The organism is Pseudomonas sp. St29 (genome assembly GCF_001547915.1).
Classification (GTDB): Bacteria; Pseudomonadota; Gammaproteobacteria; order Pseudomonadales; family Pseudomonadaceae; genus Aquipseudomonas.
Genome location: NZ_AP014628.1, coordinates 5,383,711 through 5,410,296, shown reverse-complemented (window position 1 = coordinate 5,410,296; position 26,586 = coordinate 5,383,711). Strand labels below are relative to the sequence as shown.

General features: G+C 64.5%; 22 protein-coding genes and 1 pseudogene. 10 read left to right on the top strand and 13 right to left on the bottom strand.

Translation table 11 applies throughout. The annotated features are described in order from the left end of the window. Positions 1-90: 90 nt before the first annotated feature. Positions 91-1,464 carry a carbohydrate porin gene (locus tag PST29_RS23970; protein ID WP_060844491.1) on the bottom strand — a complete coding sequence of 458 codons (1,374 nt, stop codon included), beginning with the start codon at positions 1,462-1,464 and terminating at the stop codon, positions 91-93. Positions 1,465-1,687: 223 nt separating this feature from the next. Then, positions 1,688-2,890, bottom strand: a complete 1,203-nt coding sequence (locus PST29_RS23965) for a benzoate/H(+) symporter BenE family transporter (protein ID WP_060844490.1) — start codon at positions 2,888-2,890, stop codon at positions 1,688-1,690. Between the two features lie 307 nt (positions 2,891-3,197). On the opposite strand from PST29_RS23965, the gene PST29_RS23960 reads away from it, so the two are divergent. Then, positions 3,198-4,586 (top strand): aminotransferase-like domain-containing protein, encoded by a 1,389-nt coding sequence (locus PST29_RS23960; RefSeq protein WP_060840839.1) that lies wholly within the window; start codon positions 3,198-3,200, stop codon positions 4,584-4,586. A gap of 66 nt (positions 4,587-4,652) precedes the next feature. On the opposite strand, the gene PST29_RS23955 is transcribed toward PST29_RS23960, so the two are convergent. Then, positions 4,653-6,692 carry a TonB-dependent receptor gene (locus PST29_RS23955; protein WP_060844489.1) on the bottom strand — a complete coding sequence of 680 codons (2,040 nt, stop codon included), beginning with the start codon at positions 6,690-6,692 and terminating at the stop codon, positions 4,653-4,655. 265 nt (positions 6,693-6,957) lie between these two features. On the opposite strand from PST29_RS23955, the gene PST29_RS23950 reads away from it, so the two are divergent. Together PST29_RS23950 and PST29_RS23945 are read left to right on the top strand one after the other, a co-directional pair. Continuing rightward, positions 6,958-7,188 (top strand): VF530 family DNA-binding protein, encoded by a 231-nt coding sequence (locus PST29_RS23950; RefSeq protein ID WP_019093117.1) that lies wholly within the window; start codon positions 6,958-6,960, stop codon positions 7,186-7,188. An 8-nt stretch (positions 7,189-7,196) separates the two neighbouring features. Beyond that, positions 7,197-7,865, top strand: a complete 669-nt coding sequence (locus tag PST29_RS23945; RefSeq protein WP_060844488.1) for a Pr6Pr family membrane protein — start codon at positions 7,197-7,199, stop codon at positions 7,863-7,865. A 6-nt stretch (positions 7,866-7,871) separates the two neighbouring features. Here PST29_RS23945 and PST29_RS23940 read toward each other — a convergent pair whose 3' ends face one another. The 3 genes from PST29_RS23940 to PST29_RS23930 all read right to left on the bottom strand — a co-directional run bounded on the left by PST29_RS23940 (position 7,872) and on the right by PST29_RS23930 (position 12,463). After that, a complete protein-coding gene (locus tag PST29_RS23940) occupies positions 7,872-8,657 on the bottom strand; it encodes a siderophore-interacting protein (RefSeq protein WP_060844487.1) in 786 nt (261 codons plus the stop codon). Continuing rightward, a complete protein-coding gene (locus PST29_RS23935) occupies positions 8,654-9,232 on the bottom strand; it encodes a PadR family transcriptional regulator (RefSeq protein ID WP_060840835.1) in 579 nt (192 codons plus the stop codon). Before PST29_RS23935 ends, PST29_RS23940 begins: the two co-directional genes overlap by 4 nt. A 123-nt stretch (positions 9,233-9,355) precedes the next feature. Then, positions 9,356-12,463, bottom strand: a complete 3,108-nt coding sequence (locus tag PST29_RS23930; RefSeq protein WP_060844486.1) for a transglycosylase domain-containing protein — start codon at positions 12,461-12,463, stop codon at positions 9,356-9,358. Between the two features lie 598 nt (positions 12,464-13,061). Here PST29_RS23930 and PST29_RS23925 point away from each other — a divergent pair. After that, a complete protein-coding gene (locus PST29_RS23925; RefSeq protein WP_016968550.1) occupies positions 13,062-14,483 on the top strand; it encodes an amino acid permease in 1,422 nt (473 codons plus the stop codon). 101 nt (positions 14,484-14,584) lie between these two features. On the opposite strand, the gene PST29_RS23920 is transcribed toward PST29_RS23925, so the two are convergent. The 6 genes and pseudogenes from PST29_RS23920 to PST29_RS23895 form a co-directional block, all read right to left on the bottom strand. Then, positions 14,585-15,184 carry a hypothetical protein gene (locus PST29_RS23920; RefSeq protein WP_060840833.1) on the bottom strand — a complete coding sequence of 200 codons (600 nt, stop codon included), beginning with the start codon at positions 15,182-15,184 and terminating at the stop codon, positions 14,585-14,587. An 8-nt stretch (positions 15,185-15,192) separates the two neighbouring features. Beyond that, positions 15,193-15,783, bottom strand: a complete 591-nt coding sequence (locus PST29_RS23915; RefSeq protein ID WP_060844485.1) for a papain-like cysteine protease family protein — start codon at positions 15,781-15,783, stop codon at positions 15,193-15,195. Positions 15,784-16,034: 251 nt separating this feature from the next. Beyond that, positions 16,035-16,877 (bottom strand): alpha/beta fold hydrolase, encoded by an 843-nt coding sequence (locus tag PST29_RS23910; RefSeq protein WP_060844484.1) that lies wholly within the window; start codon positions 16,875-16,877, stop codon positions 16,035-16,037. An 80-nt stretch (positions 16,878-16,957) separates the two neighbouring features. Next, positions 16,958-17,256 (bottom strand): annotated as a pseudogene (locus PST29_RS23905) (cupin domain-containing protein). Positions 17,257-17,332: 76 nt separating this feature from the next. Beyond that, positions 17,333-17,617, bottom strand: coding sequence for a putative quinol monooxygenase (locus PST29_RS23900; protein WP_060840829.1), 285 nt, complete (start codon positions 17,615-17,617; stop codon positions 17,333-17,335). 64 nt (positions 17,618-17,681) lie between these two features. Next, positions 17,682-19,301 (bottom strand): FMN-binding glutamate synthase family protein, encoded by a 1,620-nt coding sequence (locus PST29_RS23895; protein WP_060844483.1) that lies wholly within the window; start codon positions 19,299-19,301, stop codon positions 17,682-17,684. Positions 19,302-19,610: 309 nt separating this feature from the next. Here PST29_RS23895 and PST29_RS23890 point away from each other — a divergent pair, with 309 nt between their 5' ends. From PST29_RS23890 to PST29_RS23870, 5 genes are all read left to right on the top strand, one after another. Next, entirely contained in the window at positions 19,611-19,880 is a 270-nt protein-coding gene (locus tag PST29_RS23890; protein WP_060844482.1) for a type B 50S ribosomal protein L31, read from the top strand. 194 nt (positions 19,881-20,074) lie between these two features. Beyond that, complete coding sequence (locus tag PST29_RS23885) at positions 20,075-21,421, top strand: HD domain-containing phosphohydrolase (RefSeq protein ID WP_060844481.1); 1,347 nt, start codon at positions 20,075-20,077, stop codon at positions 21,419-21,421. A 99-nt stretch (positions 21,422-21,520) separates the two neighbouring features. Further along, positions 21,521-21,955, top strand: a complete 435-nt coding sequence (locus PST29_RS23880; protein ID WP_060840825.1) for an NUDIX hydrolase — start codon at positions 21,521-21,523, stop codon at positions 21,953-21,955. A gap of 27 nt (positions 21,956-21,982) precedes the next feature. After that, positions 21,983-22,621, top strand: a complete 639-nt coding sequence (locus PST29_RS23875) for a LysE family translocator (RefSeq protein WP_060840824.1) — start codon at positions 21,983-21,985, stop codon at positions 22,619-22,621. A gap of 29 nt (positions 22,622-22,650) precedes the next feature. After that, positions 22,651-23,160: a GNAT family N-acetyltransferase gene (locus PST29_RS23870; RefSeq protein WP_060845173.1), complete on the top strand. Its 510-nt coding sequence runs from the start codon at positions 22,651-22,653 to the stop codon at positions 23,158-23,160. 45 nt (positions 23,161-23,205) lie between these two features. On the opposite strand, the gene metR is transcribed toward PST29_RS23870, so the two are convergent. Beyond that, positions 23,206-24,123: a transcriptional regulator MetR gene (gene metR / locus PST29_RS23865; RefSeq protein WP_060842009.1), complete on the bottom strand. Its 918-nt coding sequence runs from the start codon at positions 24,121-24,123 to the stop codon at positions 23,206-23,208. 108 nt (positions 24,124-24,231) lie between these two features. Here metR and metE point away from each other — a divergent pair, with 108 nt between their 5' ends. Then, on the top strand, positions 24,232-26,541 hold the full coding sequence (metE, locus tag PST29_RS23860) for a 5-methyltetrahydropteroyltriglutamate--homocysteine S-methyltransferase (RefSeq protein ID WP_060844480.1): 2,310 nt from the start codon (positions 24,232-24,234) through the stop codon (positions 26,539-26,541). The last annotated feature ends 45 nt before the right edge of the window (positions 26,542-26,586 follow it).

The following is a 26,586-nucleotide window of genomic DNA, read 5'->3' as shown; positions in this document are numbered from 1 at the left end:
TGGACCCGCGCTTGTTCACTGTAGATGACGATCAGGCGCGGGCTTGGTTCAGCTGAAAACTGTGAATGACGTTGTTGGGTACCAGGGGCCTTAGAACGAACTCTGGATCTTGATCCCGCCAATCAGGGCGTCGTCGACCTGGCTCACGCCACCGGGATGGCGGATGTATTGCAGGTTGGGGCGCACGGTCAGCCAGTTGGCCAGGTGCACGCCGTAGTACAGCTCGGCGCTGTATTCGGTGTCCTGCGGCGGCAGGTAGCCGGGGTTGTCGTAGTCGTAGATCGCGCGGGCCTGGTTGCTGGCCTGGGCGTTCTTGCGGTACGCCGGGTTGACGTGGACCCGGGCCAGGGCAAAGCCGATGTCGTCCTTGGCGCGAGCATCGAACAGGCCCTTGTAGACCAGACCGGCCTGGACGTAGTTGTCGATGGCGTTGGTCTTCTTGTCATGGGCGGTGACGTTGGCGAACAGGCTCAGGCCGCGGGAATGGTCGCTGGCGACGCTGGTGACTTGCTGTTGCGCGCCGAACCACAGGCCGTGCTTGCTTGAGCTGCTGCGATAGGCTTCGCCGCTCAGGGCCGCGCTCTGGCCGTTGCTGTCCTTGTACACGTCGCTGGCCTTGGCGCTGCTGTAGTAGTAGCCGGCGCGGTATTCACCGGCCAGGCCGTTGAGCTTGGGCGTCCACACCAGTTCCACCGGCAACAGGGTGCCCTGGGTGCCGCTGCCGCTGAGCTTGAAGCCGTTGTCGCGGTCCAGGTTCGATGGGTTCTGCTCATAGGCGCCGATCTGCGCGTAGACCTCTGGGGTCAGGTGGTATTTGACCCGCAGCGCCCACTGGCTGACCGGCCAGTTGTACCAGACGCTGCCGGCCCAGTTGCCCACCTGGGAGCCGCAGAACGCCAGGTTCTGGAAGTCGCAAGGGAAGCTGTTGAAGTCTTCGCCCTGGCCGAAGCGACCGGCCTTGATGTCGAGCTTCTGGTCGAAGAATTTCTGCTGGTACCACATCTGCGTCAGGCGCCAGGTCTGGCCGCGGCCCCAGACTTCCTGGGCCGAGGTGAAGCCGCCGACCCGTGGGTCGTTGATCCGGTCGTTGCTGATGTTGTCGCCGTCGCGCTTGGTCACCGTCAGTTGGAACTCGGCGTCATCCCAGCCGAGGATCTTCTGCAGGTCCAGGTGGCTGCCGAAGGCGAACTGGTCGCTGTAGCGCGCGGTGCGGTCGTGGTCGTAGCCACCGTGCAGGTTCGACCCCATCTCGCCGACGTAGTCGACCTTGAAGTCGTAGCCCTTGTTCGCCAGTTCCGTGCGTGCGCCGTTCCAGTCGCCCAGCATCCAGGGCGAGTCGCTGTCGAAGGCCGGGGCGGCCTGGGCGCAGGCGGCGAACCCCAGGGCGCCCAGCAGGCTCAGGGTCTTGGGCAGGGCAACGGGAGTCAGGACAGCGCTGTCTTTTAAGCGCTGAAAAACGGGCATAGGCATTCGAGTCAGGTCTTTTTCTAGGAATAGGCAGAAGCAAGGGCAGGCTGCGTGGCCTTGATCGCGATGGATCAAGGTGGCATGCCGCTGATTTCAAAAGGAAAGATGAAGCGTTTCAGCTTCAGGGTGCGAAGGATAAAGCGCCGTCTCCTGGAGAGAAAGCGCTTTTATTGACATGAACCCTTTCGGATTCGGTAACAGTGGCCGGGGCCGGGCAGGTTCAGCGCGGCGCGGTGGCCGCGGCGAGGGCGTGTTTCTGCCGGGTGTAGCTCAAGACGAAGTGCGCCACCAGGCCGAAGATCAGCCCCCAGAACGCCGCCGCCAGGCCGAGGAAACTCATGCCCGAGGCGGTGACCAGGAAGGTGATCAGCGCGGCTTCACGTTGCTTCTCGTCGGCCATGGCGCCGCTGAGCCCGGCGCTGATGGCACCGAACAGGGCCAGGCCGGCCAGGGCCGCGATCAGTTCCTTGGGCAGGGCGGCGAACACCGAGGCCAGGGTCGCGCCGAAAATCCCCATGAGGATGTAGAACAGGCCGCAGGCGATCCCGGCGATGTAGCGCTTGTTCGGGTCTTCGTGGGCTTCGCGGCCGGTGCAGATGGCGGCGGTGATGGCGGCGAGGTTGATGCCGTGGGAGCCGAAGGGCGCCAGCAGCGCCGACGTGATGGCGGTCCAGGACACGATCGAGCGCGCCGGGGTGGTGTAGCCGGCGCTGCGCATCACCGCCATGCCCGGCACGTATTGCCCGGTCAGGGTCACCAGGGCCAGGGGCAGGCCGATGTTGACGATGGCGTGCCAGTTCCACTCGGGGGCGATGAAGATCGGTTCGGCCAGGGCCAGGGTGATGGAGCCACCGTTGAACTCGCCAAGGCCGGCGGCCACGGCGCAGCCCACCAGCAGCACCGCGAGAATCGCGTAGCGTGGCGAGAAGCGTTTGCCCAGCAGATAGGCGGCGATCATTGCCAGCACCAGGGCCGGTTGCAGGGTCACCGAAGTGAACAGCCCGGCGCCGAAGCGGAACAGGATGCCCGCCAGCATGGCCGCGGCAATGGCCTTGGGCAGGCGGCTCATGAGCTTGTCGAAGGCCCCGGACAGGCCGAGCACGGCGATGATCAACGAGGCCACGACATAGGCGCCGATGGCCTGGGGCAGCGATACCGTGGGCAGCATCGATACCAGCAGCGCTGCGCCGGGAGTGGACCAGGCGGTGATCACCGGCACTTTCAGGCGCCAGCTCAGCAGCAGGCCGGTGAGGCCGCTGCCGATGGAGATGGCCCAGATCCAGGACGACACCTGGTCACTGGGCATATGGGCTTCGCGGGCGGCCTGGAACACGATGATCAAGGGGCCGGCGTAGGAAATGATCACGGCGATCAGGCCGGCGATCACGGCGGAGAGGGACAGGTCCTTGCTGAGACTGTGCATGGCATCTCGACTGGGCATGGGGTGGAAGAAGTTGAGTCGATTGAGTTGGCGCGGGTCGAGTGTATTTCAATGAATTGAATCGATTCAATTGTTTCTCGATGTGGGCACGGCAAAATCGTTGGTGATTGGCAGTCAAGTTACTGATTTATAGGGTTTTATAGGGTTTTCAAAAAATTCTTTGGCGAATCTAGGCCAGCGGTTTGGCCTATGGATCGAATCAATTTGTCAAATGAGTCGATGTTAAGGTCGATGCACGGCTGTGATATGCTCCGGTCCACCTCAACGCAGCCGATGGTCATCAGCCTCCATGTGGGTTCCCCAGTTAAGCGAGTTCAATCAGCCGGTCTACCTGTCCATTGCCGATGCCCTGGCGCGGGATATCGGCAGCGGCCTGTTGAATGACGGTGATCGTCTGCCGACCCTGCGCGAGCTGGCGGTGACCCTGAATGTCACCCCCGGCACCATCAGCCGCGCCTACAGCGAAGCCCAGCGGCGCGGGCTGGTGCAGGGGGAAGTCGGGCGTGGCACCTACGTGCTGGCGCAGCCGCCGCTGGCGTTGCCCGAAGGTTCCAGCGCGCCGTCGCTGTCCCTGGGCCAGTCCGACGTCCTGGACCTGTCGATCATCAAGCCCTACAGCGAAACCCTGGAGTACTGGTTGCGCGGCGCTCTGGTGGGCATGGCCCACAGCAGCGACTTCGGCCGTGCCCTGGACTACGCCCCCGACGGTGGCCATCCGGCCCATCGCGAAGCCGGTGCCCAGTGGTTGCGCCACTCCCTGTCCGAAGTCCATTGGCAACAGGTGGTGCTGACGGCCGGGGCCCAGCATGGCCTGACGGTGGCCATCAGCGCCTTGAGCAACGCCGGTGACCTGCTGCTTTGCGAGTCGTTGACCTACCCGGGCATCATCTCCGTGGCCCATGGCCTGGAGCGGCGCCTGAGGGGCGTGGCGATGGACGAGGAGGGGATGCTGCCCGAGGCCCTGCGCGAGCAGTGCCTGCGGGAAAAACCGACATTGCTGGTGTGCGTCGCCAGTTGTCAGAACCCCACCACGGCGATCATGTCGCCCCGGCGTCGGGCGCAGATCGCGGCGATTGCCGAAGAGTTCGACTTTCTGATCATCGACGACGATATCTACGGCTTTCTTGCCACCGATCCGTCGATCAAGCCGCTTTCCAGCTATGCGCCGCAGCGTTCGGTGTACCTCACCAGCCTGTCCAAGGCGATCATGCCGGCGTTGCGCGTGGGTTACCTCTACAGCCCGCCCAAGCTGCTGTCGCGCCTGAGCTCGATGGTTCGCAGCAGTGTGTGGATGCCGTCGCCCCTGACCGCGCAATTGGCCAGCAACGTGATTGTCGAGGGGTTGGATCGCAAGCTGGTGCAGACCCAGCGCAGCGAAGCAGCAGTGCGCCAGGCGATCGCCCGGGAGGTGTTTGCCGGTCTGCAGATCCAGACCCAGCCCCACAGCTATCACCTGTGGCTGACGTTGCCGGAGCCGTGGAGCGCTGATGAGTTCGCCACCCTGGCCCGGGCCAATGGGGTGCTGGTGATGAGCGGCAGCCAATTCCAGGTGGAACGCGGCGTCAGCTCCCGTTGTGTGCGGGTGGTGCTGATGTCGCCCACCACCCGGGACGAGTTGCGTTTTGCCCTGACTCAGCTGGCCAGCCTGATCGAGGCGGACCCGCGCCGTTATCGCTAAGCCCTTTGCCGGCAAGCCGGCTCCTGCACCGATCGGTAGGAGCCGGCTTGTCGGCGAACAGGGCCCTTAGAAGGTGGTGCGCAAGCCCACTTCCACGCTGCGCCCGGCGGCCGGGGCGATATCCCGCAGGATCGAGCTGGCGTAGCGCACGGTCTGGTTGGTCAGGTTCTCGCCCTTGACGAAGGCCAGCCACTGGCTATGGCCGATGTCGAAGCGATAGCCGGCGCTGGCGCCAAAGGTGGTGTAGCCATCGGTGCCGCTTTCGTGGTCCGGCACCCGGCCCTGGCTGGCGGCATGTTGCACATCCAGGCGCGCCTGCCAGCGATCCAGTTCCCACAGCAGGCCGCTGTTCAGACGCAGCGGAGCAATGCGCGGCAGGTCCTGGCCGTTGTCCAGGTTCTTGGCCCGGGTGTAGTCGCCGGACAGCTCCAGGGCGAACTTGCCGTAGGCGCTTTCCCCCAGGGTCCAGCGATCCTGGGCTTCGATCCCGGTGAAGCGTGCTCGTACTCCGCTGTAGGCGTATTCCGGAATTCCGCCTGCCTCTTCTTCGCCTTCATCGTTGAGGGTTCGCCCCGTGCCCAGCAGGCCGATGTAGTTGGAGAAGTGACTGTAGAACACCCCGACGCTGCCTTTGTGGGTGCCGTTGTCGAAGCGCAGGGCCAGGTCGCTGGACACGGCTTTTTCCTTCGATAGCTTGGCGTTGCCCACTTCATAGGTGCCGGTGGCGACGTGGGCGCCGTTGGCATACAGCTCATAGAAGGTCGGAGCGCGTTCGGTGTAGCCCAGGGTCGCGGCCAGGGACCAGACCGGGGTCAGGGTGTAGACCGCGCCGGAGGATAGGCTGCCGGCGGTGAAGCTGCTGGACTTGTCGGCCTGGGCGAAGCGTGGATTGCCTTTGCCGTCCGGGTCCACGGTGGTGTGTTCCAGGCGCCCGCCGAGGCTCAGGCGCAGGCGTTCGGTGGCTTGCAGCTCTTCGAGGATGAACAGCGCGCCGCTGTTGGTATCGGTTTGCGGGACGAAGGCTTCTTCGCCCAGGGCGGAGAACTCGTTGCGATTGACCTGGGCGCCGATCACCCCTTCCAGCGGGCCGAGGGGCTGGTGCCGGGCTTCGACCCGGGCTTCGTAACCCTTGTTCTTGAAGGTGGTGCCGGTTTCGCCGCCCTCGATCTCGCGGTGTTGGTAGTCGGTGTAGCCGGCGTTGAACTTGAGCGAGCTGAACGGGCCCTGCAGGTTGCGCAGTTCCGAAGCGAAGGCGTAGTGGTCCTGCTTCATGCGGATGCGCACGTCGTCTTCGGCGGGGGAGCCGTAGTTGGAGTCGTAGTTGCTGTAGGACAGGCCGGCATAACCGTCGTCCCAGGTGTAGGAACCGCCGATGGCGCCGCCGTCCTGACGTCCGTCGCTGTTGCCCAGGCGGCCTTTCTTGCCATCGCCGTCGTCACTGGCCGGGGCGTGGCGGCTGCGGGCGTAGCCGGGAATCTTCAGGTCGTTGAACTGCCGGGAGTTGGCGTCCAGGTGCAGGGCGAAGGTGCCGTCGCCGGCTTCCAGTTTGCCGGCGCTGCTGCGGGTGGTGTCGGCGCCGCCGTAGCGCAACTCGCCGGCGCCGTGAATCCCTTCGATGGCTTCGGTGGGAATGCGATTGTCGAAGCTGTTGATCACCCCGCCAATGGCGTTGCCGCCGTACAGCAGGGCCGCCGGGCCGCGGACGATTTCAATGCGCTCGACGTTCACCGGGTCCAGGGGCACCGCGTGGTCGTAGGACAGCGACGAAGCATCCAGGGCGCCGACGCCGTTCTGCAGGATGCGGATGCGGTCGCCGTCCAGGCCGCGAATCACCGGGCGGCTGGCGCCGGGGCCGAAGTAGGACGAAGACACCCCCGGCTGTTTGTTCAGGGTTTCACCGAGGCTGCCTTTCTGTTCCAGGGTCAGTTGGTCGCCTTCCAGCACGGTGCTCGGGGCGGCCAGCTCAGTGCTGCCCAAAGGGTTGGCGGTGATGACCTGCCGGGGCAATTCCACGGCGTGGGCCTGTGAGGCAAGCAGCAGTGCGGCGGACAGGGGCGACAGGCGCCACAGTAAAGAGCGAGAAGGACGGGAGGCTGAACGGGACATCGGTCATTCCTTGGCAAGCAGGGCGCTAGGCGCTTTGAGTCAGAGGACAGGCGGGACACGGGGGTGCCCAGAATGCGGGTGAGTTGTTATTGATTGATACAATATAACATCTCTTTTATCGCGAAAAGCCAGGAACTTTTTGCCGCTCATGCCCGAGCACCGCAAGGGCGGGTGGCGGCTACAGTTATTCAAGCGCTCTGGCGCGGGGGCATGCCCTCGGCTAAGGTGCGCGGCTTTCCCTCTTTTCTTCCCGCAAAGGCCTGGCATGACCGACACCCACACCGACCCGCTGCATGGCGTGACCCTGGAACAGATCCTCAAGGCGCTGGTGGAGCACTATGAGTGGTCGGGGTTGGCCGAGCGCATCGATATCCGCTGTTTCAAGAGCGATCCGAGCATCAAGTCGAGCCTGACCTTCCTGCGCAAGACGCCCTGGGCGCGGGAAAAGGTCGAGAAGCTCTACGTGAAGTTGCAACGCACCAAGCGCCCGCTTTAAGGAACCCCATGGCTGGCTTCTCGCTGCGGGGGCTGTTCACTCGGCGCGGCCTGATTGCCGTGGCGGCGATCCTTGGCTGGTTCGGGCTGACCGTCCAGCTGTACCTGATCCTGCTGCTGCGCTGGGAGGTGGGCGCCAGTCTGTTGGGCGGCCTGGTGAATTTCTTCAGCTTCTTCACCGTGCTCAGCAACACCCTGGTGGCCAGTGTGCTGACCTGCGCCCTGAACCTGCGGATATCCCGGGGGCAGGCATTCATGCTCAGGCCCGCGGTCAGTGGCGCGGTGGCGGCGAGCATTGTGCTGGTGGGCTTGGCCTACAGCCTGCTGTTGCGTCACCTGTGGCATCCCCAGGGCTGGCAATGGCTGGCCGATGAGTTGCTGCACGACGTGATGCCGCTGCTGTTTTTGCTCTATTGGTGGTGTTGCGTGCCCAAGGGCGGGCTGCGACTCAAGCACATCGGTCTGTGGATGCTCTACCCGGTGCTGTATTTCGCCTACCTGCTGTTACGCGGAAATCTGCTGGGGCTGTACCCCTATCCCTTCATTGCGGTGGACAAGCTGGGGTATCCCCAGGTGTTGCTCAATGCCCTGGGGATATTGGCCGGATTTGTCCTGGTGTCCCTGCTGTTGCTGGGCCTGGACCGCTGGCTGGGCAGGCGCCAGTCCCATCCCCGGTAGGCGGGGTTATTCCGCTTCGCTGCTGTCCAGGCGCCAGTAACCGGCGGCCTTGACGAATTCGTCGTTGAGCCGGTGTTCATCCAGCAACACCCGACGAACCTGGCGCGACACTTTGCTCTCGGTGGCCACCCAGGCGTACAGCTTGCCTGGCGGCATCTGCAACTGACGCACGGTGCTGAGCAGGTCCTGCCCGCCACCGTCACGTTCGACCCAGATCACCTGCACCTCGGCGGCGCTGTCCAGGGGCTGACGTTCGGCGGCGTCCTGTACCTCGATCACCGCCAGCACCCGGCGGCCGGCCGGCAGTTCTTCCAGGCGCCGGGCGATGGCCGGCAAGGCGGTTTCGTCGCCGATCAATAGGTAGCTGTCGAAGATGTCCGGCACGATCATCGAACCCCTGGGCCCGCCGATGTGCAGGTACTGCCCCGGCTTGGCCTGCTCGGCCCAGGTCGAGGCCGGGCCGTCGCCGTGGAGCACGAAGTCGATGTCCAGTTCGCCCAGCTCCATGTCGTAGCGGCGTGGGGTGTAGTCGCGCATGGCCGGCATCGGGCCGCTGTCCTTGCCCGGGCCCAGCACCAGGGTTTCCAGGGCGGCTTGCTGTTCGGCGTTCTGCGGAAACAGCAGCTTCACATGGTCGTCGCTGCCCAGGCTGATGAAGCCGGCCAACTCGGGCCCGCCGAGGGTGATGCGGCGCATGCGCGGGGTCAGGTCGACGACGCGCAGGACCTCCAGGCGCCGGCGCTTGATCTCGTGCATGACCCGGTGAATGGACAGTTCTGGGCTGGCAGTCATTGGCTTTTCTCCTGGGCAGGGTGGCTGAGGGGGCCATCGACAATGGCCTTGGCGGTGTTGTTCAGCAGGTCGCGGACCCGGAGGATTTCTTCCGGGCTCCAGCGGCCGTGGTGCATCTGCAGGGCGTGGCGCAGGTTGTGCACCGCCTCGTGGATCTCCGCGGGGCGATCGTGCCCGCGCAGGGAACGCTTGCTGACTTCGATGCGCATGCGCACGCCGTCCAGGGCGATGGCTTGCTCCTGCAGGGACTGACGTCCGGCGTCGGTCACGCTGTAGCGCTTTTTGCCGCCTTCGGCGTCGCCCAGGATCAGCTCGCTTTCTTCCAGGAAGGTCAGGGTCGGGTAGATCACCCCGGGGCTGGGGCTGTAGGCGCCGTCGAACATGCTTTCGATCTGGCGGATCAGGTCGTAGCCGTGGCACGGCTGTTCGGCGATCAGCGCCAAGAGCAGCAGTTTCAGGTCGCCGGGGGCGAAGACCCGGGGTCCGCGACCACCGCGTTCGCGGCCGGGGCGGCGTTCGAAAATCTCATGGTTGTCCCCGTGTTCACGATGGGGAGGAGGGTGATGCTCGCTCATTTTCTCTTTCTCCGTTTCGATTTAGACATAACTTAAGATATATCTTAAGTGGCGTGCAAGCATTTCTACCCGCGACGCAGCGGCCGTTTGTCGGGGAGGGAGGAGTGAACGACGAACCCGGATTCAGCGTTGGGCGAGGTTGCCCAGGCACTGGGTACTGCTGTCCGGCTGCAGGTACGGCATGAGGATCGGCGCCATGCCCTTGAGCACCTGCACCGGCAAGGCCGAGGTGAACTTGAAGGCTTGTGCCGAGGCGCCCGGGACGTAGGCGGTGAGGGTGCCGAAGTGGTGCTCGCCGATATAGAACACGAAGGTCGCGGTGCGGTTAATGGACTTGGAACTCAGCACCCGACCGCCGGCACCGATGGCTTCGATGCGGTTGTCGCCGGTGCCGGTCTTGCCGCCCATGGCCAGCGGGGTGCCATCCGCCAGCTTGAAGCTGCCGGACACCCGTTTCGCGGTGCCGGCATCCACCACCTGGGACAAGGCCCCGCGCAGGGCCGTGGCGACTTCCGACGGCATGACCCGCTTGCCCTTGCCCGGGTCATTGCTCAGGCGGGTTTCGTAGGGCGTGCCGGCGGCGAAGTGCAGGCTGTCGATGCGCAGGGTCGGCAGGCGCACGCCGTCGTTGAGGATGGTGCCCACCAGCTCGGCCAGGGCCGCCGGACGGTCGCCGGAGCTGCCGATGGCGGTGGCCAGGGACGGCACCAGGTGGTCGAACGGATAGCCGACGCTCTGCCAGCGCTGGTGAATATCCAGAAACGCCTCGATCTCCAGCATGGTGCGGATGCGACTGTCCCGGGCGCTGCGATGGCGACTCTTGAACAGCCAGCTGTACACCTCCTGACGCTCGAACTCGCTGGCCTTGACGATCTGGCTGAAGCTCGCGTCGGGGTTGTTCATCAGGTAGCCCAGCAGCCACAGATCCAGGGGATGGACCTTGGCGATGTAGCCCTGGTCCGGCAGGTCGTAGGCTCCCGGGCCATAGCTGGCGTAGAGCTTGTCCAGGCGTTCGTCGGTGAGCTTTTCGCCGGTCTTGGCGTTTTTCATGTGGGCCCGGACAAAGCGCTTGAAGCTTTCCTGGCTGGCATCGGGCAGCAGGTAGCGGTGCACCGCGGCCAGGCGGATCGCCGTGGGATGCATGCCGTCGAGAAAGGTGTCCAGGCGTGTCTGGGTGTCCTTGTTGCGGTACTTCTTCCAGAACCGCAGGAGAAACGACGTGCCTTCGCGATCGGCGAAGCGCGCCAGGTACTCCTGGCGCCGCGGGTTGGCGTCGTCGCTGAGCAGTTCGGCGCTGGCGCTGTCGCCGCCGTAGGTGCTGTAGCGCACCAGATCGCGCATCAGGCGGATGAACGGCAGGTTGATGGATTCGCGCAGGGCATCGCGCAGGGTCGGGCTGCGGCCGTTGTCTTCATTGCGGAAGTTGTGGAAGTGATGCACCCCGCCGCCGGTGAAGAAGGCTTCGCCGGGACTGGCGGAGTAGGTGCGGTCCAGGGCCGCGTCGAGCATCTTCGGCAGGCTGCGGTCGCTGTTCTGCATCAGGTAGTCGATGGCCCAGCGGCTCAGCCGGTCCTGGTCGTTGACCGCAACCTTCTTCAGCTCGGCCGGGGTCTGTCCGGCATGCCTGTCGTGCAGCTCGGCGATGATCTGCAGGTAGGTGGTCAGCACCCGCAGCTTGGCGGTGGAGCCCAGTTCCAGCTTGCTGCCTTCGTTGATATCGAACGGCTGGTCGGTGCTGTCGGTCTGCACTCGCACCCGCGAGCCGTCCGGGGTCAGTTCGAACAGGGTGAAGCTGTAGCGCACCTGGGTGGTGCTGGAGGGGGTCAGCAGGCGCTCGCCGAGCACGCCGATCTGCGCGGCGAAGGCCGGGTCGGCCAGGTGCTTGAGGTAGTCGGTGGCCTGGCGTTGCAGGTCGCTCTGCAGGGTGCTGGTGGCGGACAGGTCGAGGCGGTCCAGGTCGTACAGGGGCCGGTTGAGCAGCGCCGCCAGCCGGCTGCGGGCCACGCTGATGCCCTTGTTGGTTTCGATCGGCTGGATCGTCGGCTGTTGCTGCCAGTCGCGGTAGCTGACCTTGCTGGCCAGGGCGGCGGCGCTCAGGGCCGGGTCGATGATGTCGTTCTGGGCCAGCAGGCGGATATGGCTGTCGGTCAGTTCCGCCAGCTCTGCGCGGCCCTTGGCCAGGTAATGGGAAGGGCGACGTTGCGCGATCATCAGCGACAGCACCTGACGCAGGGCCAACCCGCGCTGCGCCAGGCTTTGCGAGTCGTTGGCGGTGCTGCTCAACGCCCGGTTGACCTGTTCGAAATCGGCGCCGTACCAGACCCGCAATCCTTCGGCCATGCCATGCACCTCACCGTGTCCGGGCACTGCCGACAGCGGCACGCTGTTGAGGTAGTCGCGGACGATCCGGCGCCGGGCTTCCAGGGTTTGCGGGCCATCCTGATAGGCACGCACGCTGGCAGAGACCATCTGCCGGATCTTCTCGCCCCCGGACAGCGTCAGGCCGTCGGGGGAGTGGCGGTATTTCTCTAGCTGGGTGGCCAGGGTGCTGCCGCCGGCTGTCTGTCCCGGCAGGTGCATGAGCTTGGCCACCTGGGACCAGGCGGCCTTGGCGAAGCGTGGCCAGTCCACCGCCGGATTGGCCAGGGCCAGCTTGGGATCCAGCAGGTCGCGGTTCTCGATGAACAGCAGGCTGTGCACCATCAGCGGGGGGATGCTGGCGAAACTGGCATACAGCTGTTGCGGATAATTGAAGCGGTACAAGGGCGCGGCGCGGCAATCGGTGATGGACAGCCCGGCCTGGATCTTTTCGGTATAGGGCACGAAAAAGCCATGTTTGCTGTAGTCCATCAACGCTGCGGAAAACCGCGTCTGCGCGTCGATCTGGTAGCCGCGCTTGAGCAGGCGCGGCAGGAATTCCCCCAGGGCGCTGTAGCCCAGGCGGCGGTCGAAGGGACCGGCGCCAGGGTAGAGCACGGCATCGCTGGGCCCGGGTTGCAGGGAGTAGCTCAAATCGCTGGCCAGCCGGCTGAATTCCCGGGCCTGGAGCTTGGAGGTGCGCATCTCCCGGGACGCGGCCACCCCCAGGGCAATCAGGGCAATCAGCAGCAACAGCCAGAACAGGCGCCAGGCATAACGGCGCGCTCGGGGCTTTTTGGGTAAAGGCGCTTCGTCCTCGCTGTGGCCTGGCACTGCGGTTTTACGCGAATCGGTTTGCCACAGAGCGCCCATAGTCGATTGATCCATTCACGCAGATTGATCGGACTTGCCTGAAGCTTAGTCGGTGGCGGCCATGGGTGAGGAAATTGTGAAAACAGCTCGGTCCCGCTTCTGTGGCGAGGGAGCTTGCTCCCGTCCGGCTGCGCAGCAGCCGCCAAGCCTGAGCATGGGTTGCGTCAGAGAGATCACGGTGGCTGAGTCCAGGGCCGCTGCGTGATCCGGCGGGAGCAAGCTCCCTCGCCACAGGGTGGTGGGAGATTGCCGGGCTAGAGCCTTTGCATAGGTAAATACGCCCTAGGTAGGGGCATGACGATGCACCAGGGCTGTGCAATACTCCGGACCCTTTCGGAATGAGGTATTGAGGCAAAAAGCAGGTAATGCTTCTTTGCAAAAGCGCTTTAGGCCGAGATTTCTCTCTGAATTTAGCTACTTATAGAGTGAAAAGCCCTATCAGGAGCTTTTTATACTGCGCACCCCGCTGATCTGGCAGGTCTTGTCCTACAGACGCGCCGCCCCACAAGGCCGGTACGGTTGAGCAAGCTGCGGCTATCCGCCACGGCTTCGCAGACTCGGTGGTTCATATCCAATAACAAAATGAGGTTGTATCTCTATGTCAGTTGGCAACCAACTGCCCCACGGCGAGTCCGCTCAGGGCGGTCCGCTGAAACGCGAACTGGGTGAACGGCATATTCGCTTGATGGCCCTGGGCGCCTGCATTGGTGTCGGCCTGTTCCTGGGCTCGGCCAAGGCCATCGAAATGGCCGGCCCGGCCATCATGCTGTCCTACATCATCGGCGGCCTGGCGATCCTGGTGATCATGCGCGCCCTCGGCGAGATGGCGGTGCACAACCCGGTCGCCGGTTCCTTCAGCCGTTACGCACAAGACTACCTGGGTCCATTGGCGGGTTTTCTCACCGGCTGGAACTACTGGTTCCTGTGGCTGGTGACCTGCGTCGCGGAAATCACCGCGGTGGCGGTGTACATGGGCATCTGGTTCCCCGATGTGCCGCGCTGGATCTGGGCCCTGGCGGCCCTGGTGAGCATGGGCTCGATCAACCTGATCGCGGTCAAGGCCTTCGGTGAGTTCGAGTTCTGGTTTGCCCTGATCAAGATCGTCACCATCATCGCCATGGTCATCGGCGGTGTCGGCATCATTGCCTTCGGCTTCGGCAACGATGGCGTGGCCCTGGGGATCTCCAACCTGTGGACCCACGGCGGCTTCATGCCCAATGGCGTGACCGGCGTGCTGATGTCGCTGCAGATGGTGATGTTCGCCTACCTGGGCGTAGAGATGATCGGCCTCACCGCCGGTGAAGCGCGCAACCCGCAGAAGACCATTCCCAATGCCATCGGCTCGGTGTTCTGGCGCATCCTGCTGTTCTACGTGGGCGCGCTGTTCGTGATCCTGTCGATCTACCCGTGGAACGAGATCGGCACCCAGGGCAGCCCGTTCGTGATGACCTTCGAGCGTCTGGGCATCAAGACCGCCGCCGGCATCATCAACTTCGTGGTGATCACCGCCGCGCTGTCGTCCTGCAACGGCGGCATCTTCAGCACCGGGCGCATGCTCTACAGCCTGGCGCAGAACGGCCAGGCCCCGGCCGGCTTCGCCAAGACCTCGAACAACGGCGTGCCGCGTCGCGCGCTGCTGCTGTCGATCTTCGCCTTGCTGCTGGGCGTGCTGCTGAACTACCTGGTGCCGGAGAAGGTGTTCGTCTGGGTGACGTCGATCGCCACCTTCGGTGCGATCTGGACCTGGGTGATGATCCTGCTGGCCCAGCTCAAGTTCCGCAAGGGCCTGAGCCCGAGCGAGCGTGCCGCGTTGAAGTACCGCATGTGGCTGTACCCGGTCAGTTCCTACCTGGCCCTGGCGTTCCTGGTGCTGGTGGTGGGGCTGATGGCCTACTTCCCGGACACCCGCGTGGCGCTGTACGTCGGCCCGGCGTTCCTGGTGCTGCTGACCGTGCTGTTCTACCTGTTCAAGCTGCAACCGACCAATGTCCAGCAAGGGGCGGTACGCTCGGCGTCCTGAGGGGTGCTGCGGGGATGCGGCTGGCTTGAACATCCCCGGCTGAAAAGCTGAGACACGCCATCCGGCGGCCTGCCAAGGCCGCCGGATTTTTTTTGCCCGGGTCAGCCGCCCAGGGTGCCGCTGCGATCGGCGTCGAAGATGGCCTTGGCCTGTTGTGCCGGGGGCGTCAGCAGGGCCAGCAACGCTGTCTCGCTGTAGAGCTGCCGGTTGGCCAGGGTTTTCGGCGTGGGTTCGATGGGAATCAGCTGATCCTGGTCGCCGCCGTGCAGCCAGATCGCGGTCATTTGCAGAGCCGGGACGAACAGCAAGCGCAGCTCATGGCTTTGGCCCTGCAGCTGGGGAGCCTGCTCGGCAAGTTCCAGGGCACTCACCACGGACGCCGCCAGGGCACCGTGGTTCAGCGCCGAGAAGCCGAGCTTGCCGGCCACCTCGCTCAACTGCGCATCGGCGATCGACACCCCGGCATCGAACACCAGGTAGTGCCAGTCACCGGCCTTGGCCTCGGCCAGCCCTTTGCCCTGGGCCAGGTCCTCCAGGCCCAGGGTGTAGCCGCGAAAGGCCTGGGACAGCTTCAGGTTGCCGGCGCGGGCCTGGGCAAACCCGCGGTTGATGCCGAAACCCTGGGTCTGCAGGGCCGCCTGGAGTGCCGAACGCAGGTGCTGGACGCCATCGACAGGTGCCTTGGGGTAAGTCAGTTGCATGACGCCTCCTAGTTTTTCCGGGTGAAGTAGGTGTGGGTCCAGTAGCCGCCGCCGTTGTAGGAGGCGGGGAAGCTGTTCAGGGCGCGTGTCGAGTAGCCGTAGATCGAGTCCGCCACCAGAAGGTAGCCGCCGTCGCTGCCGTAGATCGTCAGGAAATGCGCGCCGCCGCCGTACCAGGCGCAGCGCAGGCCCACGGGGCGGCCCATGCCCAGCTGGTTGTCGATGGCCGGCATCTGCATCCGGTCTTCGCGCATGCCGCCATAGCAGCGGGTGGTGCGCAGGGCCGAGTCCAGGTAGCCGTAGACGTTGCACGGCCCGGGCTGGCTGCAACAGGAGTTGCGGCCCAGCTCGGCATTGGCCACTGCGCATTGGGTCCAGGACCCGGTGCCGTAATAGTTGCCGACCGAAGCGGACAGGGCGGCCCAGCACCAGTTGCTCTGGGTTTGCGGCTGCACGCTGAAATTCAGCCGGGCAGCGGCCTGGGGCGCCGCTTCGGAGCGGGGATCGACTTCGCTCAGTTGCGGGTCCAGCAGCGTATCGGCCAGGCACTGGGGCAGGGCCTGGAGAGTGCCGCTGGGGGTCAGGTTGCTACTTAACATGTTCATCCTCCATGAATGAAAACCAGCCTCCGGCTGGGTCGCTGTAACGTGTCGGCTACGGTCAGTAGCCGGACCCGGCGAGCTGTTGCTGCGCCGTGCCAGCCTCGATGGCCGGCGCTGATCGGGTCTGTAGACAACCTTAGAGGATTTATGCGTTTATGCAATTTAATGATGCATAAATGCATTATTGCGTGCATGGATGTCCCCGCTAAGGGGGGCATCCGTGGCCGTAGCCGAAGGCGAGTGCCGGGCTATTTTTCGTCGAGGAAGTGCTCCAGGGCCGCATTGAACAGGCCCGGGTCCTGGAGAAAGGCGAAGTGACTGACGTTCGGCAGAATCAGCAGTCCGGCGCCGGGAATGGTCGCGGCCATGTACTGGGTGTGCTCGCGCTTGATGGCTTCATCGTGGTCGCCATCGACGATCAGCACCGGCGTTTTGATCCGCGCCAGGTCGGCGTCGCTCCAGTTCGGTTGGCTGGCCCACATGTGGCCGATCTGCTCGACAAAGGCCGGGTACTCCTTGGGTGTCGGTGACAGTCGGGCGTATTCCCGGCCGGCCCGCTCGATGTAGGCGGCGAAGGTCGGGTTGTTCTCCACGCCTTCCTTGACCCCGGAGGTCTGGGTGTTGGCGGCGTAGGCGAAGACCTTGCCGACCCGCTGCGGATAACGCATGGCCAGGTCCAGGCCGAGGATCGCGCCGTCGCTCCAGCCGACGAAGTCGGCGCGAGGGATCTTCAGTTGATCCAGCAGGGCGATCACGTCATCGGCCATCAGGTCGTAGCCGTAGGGCCGGGCATCTCGGGTGCTGCGCCCGTGGCCGCGGCTGTCGACGCTGATCACCGTGTGCCGGGCGGCCAGGGCCTTGGCCTGCAGCCCCCAGTAGTCGGCATTGCCCAGGCCGCCATGCAGCAGCACCACCGGCGAGCCGTGGCCGAGCTTGCTGTAGTAGAGGCGGATGCCGTTGACCTCGGCATACCCGGCTTGCGCCCCGGCCACCGGCGCGGGTGTGGGCGGCAGGGTCTGCCAGCGTTCGCCGGCATAGGCGCTGTTGAAAGACATCACTAGAGCGATCACTGCAAATAGACGACGAGGCATGGGCTTCTCCGTGCATGGGCCCTCGGGTCGGACCGACCTTGGGGCAGGTGGTTACCGCGATTGAGTCGATGAGGGACAGGCTAGACGTCGATGATCACCAGGGTGCCGTGGCTGCCGGGCAGCACGCTGTGGGGCTGGCCGGCCTCCACCAGGCGTACATCTGGCCCGCCAGGACTTCCACGGTGGCCTGGCCAATGCCCAGGCGCAGGCAGCCCTGGGTCACCAGCAGGCCTTCGTTGTAGTCGTGGGTTTCTTCCGGATGGGGCTGCTGGTCCATGCGCAGCACCTTGATGCGGGCCGGGCCGACCTGGCCCACCCGCGTGGAGTGCCAGGGACTCGGCAGCTGGCTGGACAGGTGTTCGAATGACAGCAGGGGCATGGCGGATCTCCGAAAGGTCAGTGAGGCTGGGGGCTGCTTTCGGTGGTCCGGTCAAGCAAGGGCTGGGTCGGGTTTTCTAGAATTCGTCCATCAGCAGCACGCGGCATTCGCGGCGCTGGAAGGCATTGATCTGCGGCACCAGGCGGGTGAAGTGCTCGGTCTGGCAGTGGGCGTCGAGGGCCGCTTGGTCCGGCCACTGTTCGACGAAGATGAAGTGCCCGGGGTCTTTCTGATCGACGAACAGATCGTAGGCGATGCACAGCGGTTCCTGGCGGGTTTTTTCCACCAGTTCGGCGTACCACGGGCGCACGGTGTCCAGGTGTTCGGGGTGGATGAAGTCTTCAGCGATGACCTTGAGCATTGCAATCTTCCTTGGCTGTCGCCCGGCGCTCCCCGGCAACCGGGCAGCGTCGGGCAATAGGGGGTTAAGCCGCGGCTTGGGTATTGGGTTCGAAGCTGTCGGCCCGGGCCAGTTGCCACATGCGCGAGTAGAACTCGCCGTTGACCTCGCCGGTCAGCAGTTCGCCGGGCTTGAGGAACACGTGCAACTGGGAGAACAGCTTGATCTCGGTGGCCGACATGCGCCGCACCAGGTGCTTGGCCTCCAGTTGCGAAGGGTGTTGCAGGCCGGCGGCGGCGAGCATTTCTGCCAGGGCCTTGAGGGTATTGCGGTGGAAACTGTAGACCCGCTGGGCCTTGTCCGGCACCACCAGGGCGCGCTGGCGCAGGTTGTCCTGGGTGGCCACGCCGGTCGGGCACTTGTTGGTGTGGCAGCTTTGCGACTGGATGCAGCCGATGGCGAACATGAAGCCGCGGGCCGAGTTGGCCCAGTCGGCGCCGATGGCCAGCACGCTGGCGATGTCGAAGGCGCTGACGATCTTGCCGCTGGCGCCGAGCTTGATCTTGTCTCGCAGGTTCAGGCCCACCAGGGTGTTGTGGACGAACAGCAGGCCTTCGCGCATCGGTGCGCCGATGTGGTCGGTGAATTCCACCGGTGCCGCGCCGGTGCCGCCTTCCTTGCCGTCGACCACGATGAAGTCCGGGAGGATGCCGGTTTCCAGCATGGCCTTGGCAATGCCCATGAATTCCCACGGGTGGCCCAGGCAGAACTTGAAGCCCACCGGTTTGCCACCGGACAGCTCACGCAGCTGCTGGATGAAGTGCATCATTTCGATCGGGGTGGAAAAGGCACTGTGGCTCGATGGCGAAATGCAGTCCTCGCCCATGCGGATGCCGCGGGTGTCGGCAATTTCCTGGGTCACCTTGTGCTTGGGCAGGATGCCGCCGTGGCCCGGCTTGGCGCCCTGGCTCATCTTGATTTCGATCATCCGCACTTGCGGGTTCTGCGCCTGGGTGGCGAAGCGCTCGGGGTCGAAGCGACCGTCGGCGGTGCGGCAGCCGAAGTAGCCGCTGCCCAGTTCCCAGGTCAGGTCGCCGCCGTGTTCGCGGTGGTAGGGGCTGATGCTGCCTTCACCGGTGTCGTGGGCGAAGTTGCCGAGCTTGGCGCCCTGGTTCAGGGCGCGGATGGCGTTGGCGCTGAGGGAGCCGAAGCTCATCGCCGAGATGTTGAATACCGAGGCCGAATAAGGCTGGGTGCATTGCGGGCCGCCGACTGTCACGCGAAAGCTGCTGGGATCGCTCAGGGGCGCCGGACGCATGGAGTGGCCGATGAACTCGAAGCCCGATTGATAGACGTCGATCAGGGTGCCGAAGGGCTTGTCGGCGCTTTCGTTCTTGGCCCGCGAGTACACCAGCGAGCGCTGGGCGCGGGAAAAGGGCAGGGCGTCGCTGTCGGACTCCAGCAGGTACTGGCGAATCTCCGGACGGATGCCTTCCACCAGGTAGCGGATATTGCCCAGGATCGGGTAGTTGCGCCGTACCGCGTGCGGGCTTTGCAGCAGATCGAAGATCCCCAGCAGGCTCAGCAGGCCGGTGACCAGGGTGAATGGCCAGAGCCAGTCGTGTTCGAGAAAGGGCAGGCTGGCGAGGGTGAACATCACGCAGGCGGCAAAGAAGGCGTAGCGGCTCAGAAGGGACAGGCTCATACGGTTTCCTTGGTTCGGACTCATCGGTTCAATCAGGCAGCAGGTGCCTGGGCAACGGGTAATCGACAGCGCCACCGAACGGCTGGGACGGTGAGCTGCGCGGGTATTTCTTATAGGAATTCACGGCTGTGTCAGAGCGTCGCAGGCCAGCATACTGGCCCGCCAGTGCCGTGCGGGCAAGCCTGAATCGGCGGATCAGGGCTGGCGTTAGACCATTGTTGCAGGATCTTATTGCGATAAATTCTCGTTTGAGTCGAATTTTATTGTTACTGTATAACAGTATTTTTACCCCAGCCGCTGGAGACTCCGATGAAACCCAACATCCACCCCGACTATCGCACCGTGCTTTTTCACGACACCGCCGCTGACGTGTTCTTTCTCATCGGCTCCACCGTCGACACCGATCGCACGCACACCCACAGCGACGGCCAGACCTACCCTTACGTGACCCTGGATGTGTCCAGCGCCTCGCACCCGGTGTACACCGGCCAGCAGCGCAAGACCCAGTCCGAAGGCCGTATCGCCGGCTTCAACAAGCGTTTCGCTTCATTCGGCTCCAGCGGCAAAGCGGCCAAGTGAGGACCTGGCCGGCGGGCGTTGCCTGAGGGCGGCGCCTGCTCCTGGCCGCGCTTGGACGCTGGCAACGGATGGATGGCATTAAAAAGCCATCATTGGGCTGGAAATTCTTCTAGTCTTGAATCAGGCGACAGGGATTGCGGTTGCCAGTCCAACTCATCAAGGACATGTGCATCGATGGTGACCCGAGGTGTCTCATGGGTGAACTAAACGTTGCCACAGTCACACGCTTGCCCGGGGTCCTGCTGGTGGATAGCCAGGACACCATTCTGCAACGCCTGCATCAACTGCTCAGCGCCCATGACTACCGCCTGTTCCTGGCCCACGATGCCGGCGAGGCGTTGCAGGTCATGGCCCACGAGGAAGTGGACCTGGTGATCAGCGCCGCCCATCTGCCGCAGGTGGACGGCGCGACCCTGCTGGCGCGCATGCACCAGGACTATCCGGCCACCACGCGCATCCTGCTGACCGGTGATCCGGACTTGAAGCTGATCGCCAAGGCCATCAACGAAGGGGAAATCTACCGTTACCTGAGCAAGCCCTGGGATGACCAGGAGTTGCTGCTGACCCTGCGCCAGGCCTTGGACCATCAGCATTCCGAACGCGAGCGCCAGCGCCTGGAAGCCCTGGCCCAACAGCAGAATCGCGAGCTCAAGGCGGTCAATGCCTTGCTCGAGAAGCGGGTTGCGGCCCGTACCGCCGAGTTGCAGCAAACCGCCGACATGCTCGATCTGGCCTATGAAGAGCTCAAGCACAGTTATGCCACCGGCGCCGAGCTGTTCTCGCTGCTGGTGAACCAGCGTCTGCCCAGCGACAAGCAGACCAATCGCCGGATCATCGAACTGGTGCGCGCCTACTGCAAGGTCCAGGGCATCGACGCCGTGGCCCAGCGCGACCTGGCCATGGCCGCGGCCCTGCACAACATCGGCAAGCTGAGCTGGAGCGACAGCATGATGATCACCCCGGCCGATTTGCTGCATCACCATGAGCGCGAGCGTTATCGGGCCTATCCGGCGCAGAGCGAGTCCCTGCTGATGACCCTGGAACCGGTGCAGGATGCCGCGCGTCTGATCCGTCACCATCAGGAGCACTGGGACGGCACGGGCTTTCCCGATCACCTCAAGGGCGAGGCAATTCCCCTGGGCTCGCGGCTGCTCAAGCTGGCGGTGGATTTTGTCGAACTGCAGTGCGGGCTGATCCTCGAACGCCGCATGAACAGCGACGAGGCCCTGGTGTTCATCCGCAAGTACGCCGGCCGGCTGTACGATCCGCAACTGGTGGAAGGCTTCATCCAGGTGTGTTCGGTGTACCTGAGCGACGTGACCCTGGGCGACCCTTCGGTCAAGGTCCTGAGCACCCGGGAGCTGCAGGCGGGCATGGTGCTGGCGCGCAACCTGAATGCCGACAACGGCATGCTGCTGCTCAACGCCGGCAAGGTGTTGAGCATGCCCCTGGTGGACAAGCTGATCGCCTTTGAAACCATGGAGGGCGGCCGCTACAGCGTGTTCGTCAAACTGCCCCGGGAGCAGCCGGCCCAGGCTTGAGGCGAGCGGCAGCGGGTCGGTCAAGGCGCTGTTGGCGGATGACGAGCGGCCGCCGGGCATGGGATCCTTGCGCCCTCTTGTTCAAGGTTTCGGATGCCCATGTCGCTGTCTTGCGTTGCTGTACCTTCCCTGATTCGTATCGCCGCGGCCCTGTTGATCGGGGCCGACGGCCACACCCTGCTGGTGCGCAAGCGCGGCACCCTGGCCTTCATGCAACCCGGTGGCAAGATCGAGCCCGGCGAGCTGCCGGTGCAGGCCCTGGCCCGGGAGCTGGAGGAGGAACTGGGGTTGCGCATCGACCCGAGCCAGGCTCGCTACCTGCAGCAGTTTTCCGCGCCGGCGGCGAATGAACCCGGGCATGTGGTGCAGGCCGAAGTCTTTCTGGTCCACATCGATGCACCGGTGCTTCCGGCGGCAGAGATCGAGGAGGTGCGCTGGATCGATCCGGCCGGCGATGGCGATTTATTCCTGGCGCCGTTGACACGGGATCTGATCTTGCCGTTTTATCGCCAGGCCCAGGCGGATCTCGCCTGACCTCCCCCCCGCTCGCCAAGGACTGCCATGATTCCACTCCACGATTTCCTGATCTTCGCTGCCGCGTCGCTGTTGATGGTACTGACCCCCGGGCCGAACATGATCTACCTGATATCCCGTTCGATCTGCCAGGGGCGCAAGGCCGGCGTCACTTCGCTGTTGGGCGTCGTGGCGGGTTTCTTTGTCCACCTGTTCGCGGCCGCCCTGGGGCTGACCGCTGTGTTCATGGCGGTGCCCCTGGCCTATGAAGTGCTCAAGTGGGCCGGTGCCCTGTACCTGCTGTGGCTGGCCTGGCAGGCGCTCAAGCCGGGCGCCCGCTCGCCGTTCGAAGCCCAGCAACTGCCGGCGGACTCGCCGCGCAAGCTGGTGACCATGGGGTTCCTGACCAGCGCCCTGAACCCCAAGATCGCCATGTTCTACCTGTCGATCTTTCCCCAGTTCATCAACCCCGAACACGGTTCGGTGTTCTCCCAGAGCCTGATTCTCGGTATGACCCAGATCAGCGTGAGCTTCTCGGTGAACCTGCTGATCGCGCTGTTTGCCGCGGGCATTGCCTCCTGGTTCGCCAACAACCCGACCTGGCTCGCGGTACAGCGCTACTTCATGGGGTTCGTGCTGGCGGGGCTGGCGGTGCGCTTGATGTTCGAACAACGCCGTACCAACTGACTATCACGCCCTGACGATCCCGCATGAGCCTGCAGATCCAGCACCTGACGCCTGACGATGCCGAGCAATACCGGGCCTTGATGCTCGAGGCCTATGAGCGCCATCCCCAGGCGTTCACCTCCAGTGTCAGGGAGCGCGAGAAGCTGCCCCTGGCCTGGTGGGGCGCCCGTCTGGACGGAGAGCTGGACCTGATGCTCGGAGCCTTTGTCCAGGGCCGGCTGGCGGGGATCGTCGGCCTGGCCTTCGAGCTGCGGGAAAAGGCCCGGCACAAGGCGACCCTGTTCGGCCTCTACGTCACCGCCGAGCAACGTGGCAGCGGCCTGGGCCGGCAACTGGTGCAGCAACTGCTGGCCGAGGCGGCGCGTTATGAAGGACTGCGCCTGGTGCAACTGACAGTGACGGCGGGCAATGACCCGGCGCTGTCCTTGTACCGGCGCTGCGGCTTTGTCCAGTTCGGTCTGGAACCCCAGGCGGTGCGCGTGGGGGACGACTATTTCGACAAGATCCATATGTGGCGGGAAGTGCCGGTCGACGCGTGAACCGGGCCGCGGAGCCTGGTCGCTGGCCAGCCGGTGCCTGGCGGATCAGCGTACCGCGCTGACACCGTCCAGGGTCGAGAACGAGGTGTCCTTGGCCGTCAGCAGGAAATCACGCATGTAGGGCGCGTCCAGCATGTCGGCGCGAACCGCCGCGTACAGCGTGGCGAACAGTCCCTTTTCACCCAGGCGCTTGGCCTTCACATAGCCCCGTGAGCTGTATTCATGCAGGGCCCAGTGGGGCATGCCGCACACACCGCGGCCGCTGGCCACCAGCTGCATCATCATCACCGTCAGTTCCGAGGTGCGCACCTGCGCCGGCTCGATGTCCGCCGGTTCCAGGAAGCGGGTGAAGATGTCCAGGCGGTCCCGTTCCACCGGGTAGGTGATCAAGGTTTCGTTCAGCAGGTCTTCGGGCACTATGTAGGGCCTGTTCGCCAGGGCGTGCTGGTTGGCCACGGCGAGCATGGCTTCGTAGGTGAACAGCGGCACATAGGTGATACCGGTCAATTCCACCGGATCGGAGGTCACCACCAGATCCAGGTCGCCCCGGGCCAGGGCAGGCAGCGGGGCGAAGGAAAAGCCCGAGGCCAGGTCCAGCTCCACTTCCGGCCAGGCGTCGCGAAACTGATCGATGGTCGGCATCAACCACTGGAAGCAGCTGTGGCATTCGATGGCCATGTGCAAGCGGCCGGCGGTGCCGCCGGCCAGGCGGGCGATGTCCCGTTCGGCGCCGCGCAGCAGGGGCAGGGTCGCGTCCGCCAGTTGCAGCAGGCGCAGGCCGGCGCTGGTGAAGCGCACCGGTTTGGTCTTGCGCACGAACAACGGCATGCCCAGGCGCTCTTCAAGTTCCTTGAACTGATGGGACAGGGCGGACTGGGTCAGGTGCAGGCGTTCGGCGGCTTCAACCAGGCTGTCGGCTTCGCGCAGGGCGTGCAGGGTCTTCAGGTGACGGATTTCGAGCACCAGTTCCTCCATGAGTAAATTTTGTGATCAACACGAAAAGGTTGAGTTTGTCTCATGTTGCTCGGGCTGTCGACAATAGCGCCATCTTTTACAAGGAGGCACTTTCCCATGGCACTGGCCCACACCCTCGGTTTTCCCCGCATCGGCGCTGACCGCGAACTGAAAAAAGCCCTTGAGTCCCACTGGAAGGGCGACCTCGATCAGGCCGCCTTGCAGGGGATTGGTCGCGAGCTGCGGGCCCGGCACTGGCAATTGCAGAAAGACGCCGGCATCGACCTGCTGCCGGTGGGCGATTTCGCCTGGTACGACCAGGTGCTCACCCACTCCCTGACCTTTGGAGTGATTCCCGAGCGCTTCGACAACCTGCGCGATGCTCAGGGCCGCCCGACCCTGGACACCCTGTTCGCCATGGCCCGCGGCGCGTCCAGCGGTTGCTGCGGCGAGCAGGGGCAGGCGCAATACGCCCAGGAACTGACCAAGTGGTTCGACACCAACTACCACTATCTGGTGCCTGAATTCAGCGCCGACCAGGCTTTCCAGCTGAGCTGGGAGCAGTTGTTCGACGAGGTCGAAGAGGCCCATGCCCTGGGGCATCAGGTCAAGCCGGTGATCATCGGCCCCTTGACCTACCTGTGGCTGGGCAAGGCCAAGGGCAACGCCTTTAACAAGCTCGATCTGCTGGAGCGCCTGTTGCCGCTGTACGGCGAGATCCTCAACCGGCTCAAGGCCCAGGGCGTGGAATGGGTGCAGATCGACGAGCCGATCCTGACCCTCGACCTGCCCCAGGAATGGAAAAGCGCCTTCGAGCGGGCTTACCACATCCTTCAGTACTCGCCCTTGAAAAAGCTGGTGGCCACCTACTTCAGCGGCTTGGAAGACAACCTTGGCCTGGCGGTGGGCCTGCCGGTGGACGGCTTGCACATCGACGCGGTGCGGGCCCCTGAACAACTGGGCCAGGTCCTGGACCGGCTGCCGACCTACAAGATTCTTTCGGTGGGGCTGGTCAACGGGCGCAACGTCTGGCGCTGCGAACTGGAGCAGGCCCTGCAACAGCTGCAGGTGGCCCAGGAGCGTTTTGGCGACAACCTCTGGGTCAGCAGTTCCTGCTCCCTGCTGCACAGCCCGGTGGACCTGTCCCGGGAAGATCAGCTGGATGCCGAACTGAAAAGCTGGCTGGCCTTCGCCGTGCAGAAATGTGGCGAGATCTCGGTCCTGCGTGATGCCCTGAACGATCCCCAGGCCCCGGCGGTGCAGGCGGCCCTGGCGCAAAGCCGGGCGGTCCAGGCCAGTCGCGCCCGCTCGCCACGGATTCACAAGCCTCAGGTCCAGGCGCGGGTCGAGGCCATCAGCGCCGCCGACAGCCAGCGTCGCTCGCCCTTTGCCCGACGCATCGAGCAGCAGCGGGCTCGCCTGCAACTGCCGGCCTTTCCCACCACCACCATCGGCTCTTTCCCGCAGACCTCGTCGATCCGCCTGGCGCGCCAGGCCTACAAGCAAGGCAAGCTGTCGCTCAATGACTACACCGACGCCATGCACCGTGAGATCCGTCACGCGGTGGAGATTCAGGAGCGCCTGGGCCTGGACGTGCTGGTCCACGGCGAAGCCGAGCGCAACGACATGGTGGAGTACTTCGCCGAACAGCTGGACGGCTACCTGTTCACCCGCTTCGGCTGGGTCCAGAGCTACGGTTCGCGCTGCGTCAAGCCGGCGATCATCTACGGCGACCTGAGCCGGCCCCGGGCCATGACCGTGGACTGGATCCAGTACGCCCAGAGCCTCACCGACAAGATCATGAAAGGCATGCTCACAGGCCCGGTGACCATGCTCATGTGGTCCTTCCCCCGGGAGGACGTGTCACGCAAGGTCCAGGCCCAGCAGCTGGCCCTGGCCCTGCGCGATGAAGTGCAGGACCTGGAGCGGGCCGGGATCAAGATCGTGCAGATCGACGAGGCAGCGTTCCGCGAAGGCCTGCCCCTGCGCCGGGCGCAATGGCAGGAGTACCTGGATTGGGCGGTGCAGGCCTTCCGCCTGAGCGCCTCCGGGGTGAAGGATGAAACCCAGATCCATACCCACATGTGCTACAGCGAATTCAACGACGTGATCGACGCCATCGCCGCCATGGATGCCGACGTGATCACCATCGAGACTTCCCGCTCGGACATGGAGTTGCTGCAAGCCTTCGAGGCCTTCGATTACCCCAACGACATCGGCCCGGGGGTGTACGACATCCACTCGCCACGGGTGCCGGATACCGCCGAGATGGTCAAGCTGATCAGCAAGGCCGCCCGGCGCATTCCCGCCGAGCGTCTGTGGGTCAACCCCGACTGTGGCCTCAAGACCCGCGCCTGGCCGGAAACCGAAGCGGCCCTGGTGAACATGGTGGCCGCCGCCCGCCAGCTGCGCAGCCAGCTGGCCTGAGCCCCTGGCCGGCGAAGGCGATCACCGGATCCTCTTCGTCGGCCA

Coding starts and splice junctions, on each gene's coding strand:
- PST29_RS23880 (WP_060840825.1), top strand. CDS start 21,521: ATGTCGCTGTCTTGCGTTGCTGTACCTTCCCTGATTCGTATCGCCGCG.
- PST29_RS23945 (WP_060844488.1), top strand. CDS start 7,197: ATGGCTGGCTTCTCGCTGCGGGGGCTGTTCACTCGGCGCGGCCTGATT.
- PST29_RS23970 (WP_060844491.1), bottom strand. CDS start 1,464: ATGCCCGTTTTTCAGCGCTTAAAAGACAGCGCTGTCCTGACTCCCGTT.
- PST29_RS23925 (WP_016968550.1), top strand. CDS start 13,062: ATGTCAGTTGGCAACCAACTGCCCCACGGCGAGTCCGCTCAGGGCGGT.
- PST29_RS23910 (WP_060844484.1), bottom strand. CDS start 16,877: ATGCCTCGTCGTCTATTTGCAGTGATCGCTCTAGTGATGTCTTTCAAC.
- PST29_RS23875 (WP_060840824.1), top strand. CDS start 21,983: ATGATTCCACTCCACGATTTCCTGATCTTCGCTGCCGCGTCGCTGTTG.
- PST29_RS23890 (WP_060844482.1), top strand. CDS start 19,611: ATGAAACCCAACATCCACCCCGACTATCGCACCGTGCTTTTTCACGAC.
- PST29_RS23895 (WP_060844483.1), bottom strand. CDS start 19,301: ATGAGCCTGTCCCTTCTGAGCCGCTACGCCTTCTTTGCCGCCTGCGTG.
- PST29_RS23960 (WP_060840839.1), top strand. CDS start 3,198: ATGTGGGTTCCCCAGTTAAGCGAGTTCAATCAGCCGGTCTACCTGTCC.
- PST29_RS23885 (WP_060844481.1), top strand. CDS start 20,075: ATGGGTGAACTAAACGTTGCCACAGTCACACGCTTGCCCGGGGTCCTG.
- PST29_RS23940 (WP_060844487.1), bottom strand. CDS start 8,657: ATGACTGCCAGCCCAGAACTGTCCATTCACCGGGTCATGCACGAGATC.
- PST29_RS23965 (WP_060844490.1), bottom strand. CDS start 2,890: ATGCACAGTCTCAGCAAGGACCTGTCCCTCTCCGCCGTGATCGCCGGC.
- metE (WP_060844480.1), top strand. CDS start 24,232: ATGGCACTGGCCCACACCCTCGGTTTTCCCCGCATCGGCGCTGACCGC.
- PST29_RS23915 (WP_060844485.1), bottom strand. CDS start 15,783: ATGTTAAGTAGCAACCTGACCCCCAGCGGCACTCTCCAGGCCCTGCCC.
- PST29_RS23955 (WP_060844489.1), bottom strand. CDS start 6,692: ATGTCCCGTTCAGCCTCCCGTCCTTCTCGCTCTTTACTGTGGCGCCTG.
- PST29_RS23950 (WP_019093117.1), top strand. CDS start 6,958: ATGACCGACACCCACACCGACCCGCTGCATGGCGTGACCCTGGAACAG.
- PST29_RS23900 (WP_060840829.1), bottom strand. CDS start 17,617: ATGCTCAAGGTCATCGCTGAAGACTTCATCCACCCCGAACACCTGGAC.
- PST29_RS23930 (WP_060844486.1), bottom strand. CDS start 12,463: ATGGGCGCTCTGTGGCAAACCGATTCGCGTAAAACCGCAGTGCCAGGC.
- PST29_RS23935 (WP_060840835.1), bottom strand. CDS start 9,232: ATGAGCGAGCATCACCCTCCTCCCCATCGTGAACACGGGGACAACCAT.
- PST29_RS23920 (WP_060840833.1), bottom strand. CDS start 15,184: ATGCAACTGACTTACCCCAAGGCACCTGTCGATGGCGTCCAGCACCTG.